The sequence below is a fragment of the Streptomyces sp. NPDC005706 genome (assembly GCF_040631045.1).
Lineage (GTDB): Bacteria > Actinomycetota > Actinomycetes > Streptomycetales > Streptomycetaceae > Streptomyces.
Window position 1 is genome coordinate 1 of the sequence record NZ_JBEXYS010000072.1, and the last position, 1,521, is coordinate 1,521.

The 1,521-nt window shown below is 67.7% G+C and carries 2 protein-coding genes and 1 pseudogene; 1 reads left to right on the forward strand and 2 read right to left on the reverse strand.

The features are described from left to right. Window positions 1–432 precede the first annotated feature (432 nt). Window positions 433–804, forward strand: a complete 372-nt coding sequence (locus ABZ478_RS39220) for a VOC family protein (protein WP_359557572.1) — start codon at window positions 433–435, stop codon at window positions 802–804. A gap of 118 nt (window positions 805–922) precedes the next feature. Here the strand turns inward: ABZ478_RS39220 and ABZ478_RS39225 are convergent. Beyond that, window positions 923–1,051, reverse strand: a pseudogene (locus tag ABZ478_RS39225) (AraC family transcriptional regulator); the annotation flags it as partial. Between the two features lie 17 nt (window positions 1,052–1,068). Then, a partial coding sequence (locus ABZ478_RS39230; protein WP_359557573.1) for an RNA-guided endonuclease TnpB family protein occupies window positions 1,069–1,521 on the reverse strand: 453 nt, incomplete at its 5' end.

Consider the following 1,521-nt stretch of genomic DNA (forward strand, 5'->3'; position numbering starts at 1 on the left):
CAGCTCGAGGAAGGCCCTGACCACAGCACCGCCATGAACTTCGGCGGCTGCGGCAGCGCCTACGCGTTCGCCTGCGAGCCGTGTGGCCACGCGAAACTTCTGTGGCAATGCTGAACCAAGTTATGGATCACGTCTCGGACCCGGTCCTCGCTGGCAGACGCCACCTCAGCGAATCTTCGACACGGGCATACCTTGCGCGAACAACACCACCATCCGGGCCCGCGCCAGGCCACCATCGATCCCATGGTCCCTGCGGATGATCCGCAGCAGCCATCCGCCCGGACAGCCTGGCGACAGCACATCCTCCGGACCAGCATCCACGTCACGACACAACAGGACGAACCTTGTCTGATGCGGCGCGAGTTCAGCCCGGTCCGCGTTGGCCCTTTAGTGTGTGACATCGCGAGAGTCATCGACAGGTCCGGAGTTGCCATGCCACCGCCGCTGAAGCTGTCCGCGATCACACTCGACTGCTCAGACCCGCTGGCGCTTGCGGCGTTCTATCAGCAGGCCACCGGCCTCGAACGGCATCCGAAGTCCGACGCCGACTTCGCCGGTCTCAACCGCGAGGACGGACTCTTCATCGGTTTCCAGCGAGTCGACGACTACCGGGCTCCCCGCTGGCCCCACCAAACCGTTCCCCAGCAGTTCCACCTCGACTTCGACGTCGACGACCTGGACGAGGCCGAGGCATGGCTCTTGGAACTGGGCGCAAGCAAGCCGGAGCATCAGCCCGATGAAGAGCGTTGGCGGGTCCTCATCGATCCGGCCGGGCATCCTTTCTGTCTGACGGCCAAAGGCTGATCTCACTGTGAGCGGCCCCGCGGCCGAGACACCCGGGCGTGGCGGCCGCGTGTGGGCGGCTTCCACGTCGGCGGGGTGGTACGGGCATGAGCCTTGGCTCCCCGGGCTCGTGGGCGGTTCAGGAGGGCCGGGACCGCAGGCGGCGCACCATGCGGGCGTCCTCGAAACCCACCTGCCGGGCCGCGGACTCGATGGTGGCGCCTTGGCTGATCAGGTGTTCGGCCCGCTCCAGGCGCAGGGTCTGCTGTTGACATCCTCGCCCACCTAAAGGAGGGCGATTCCCGTCTGCCGCACCGTTGTCGGGTGCGACTTCGGGCGGGTTCCCGCTTCGCCGCGCTGTGCGGGGACGGGTCCCCGTCTTACCTGCGCTCCACGGGCTGATACGGCCAGTCCGGCCGCCTTGGCGACGTTGACCGCCGCGTTGATGTCCCGATCCAGGACGGCCCCGCATGCCTGGCACGTCCACACGCGGACGTGCAGGGGCTTGGGACCGTCCTGGACGCCGCAGACCGAGCAGACCTGCGAGGTGGGCTCAAACCGGCCGATGCGCACGAAAGTGCGCCCGTACCGGGCGGCCTTGTACTCCAGCATGCCCACGAACGCCGCCCATCCGGCGTCGTGCACGGACTTGGCCAGGCGCGTGCGGGCGAGCCCTTTCACCGCCAGGTCCTCCACCGCGACCGCTTGGTTCTCGCGGATCAGCTTCGTGGAGAGCCG

What these genes read in the sequence shown, in the direction of transcription:
- ABZ478_RS39220 (WP_359557572.1), top strand. Translation starts at nt 433, where the DNA reads ATGCCACCGCCGCTGAAGCTGTCCGCGATCACACTCGACTGCTCAGAC.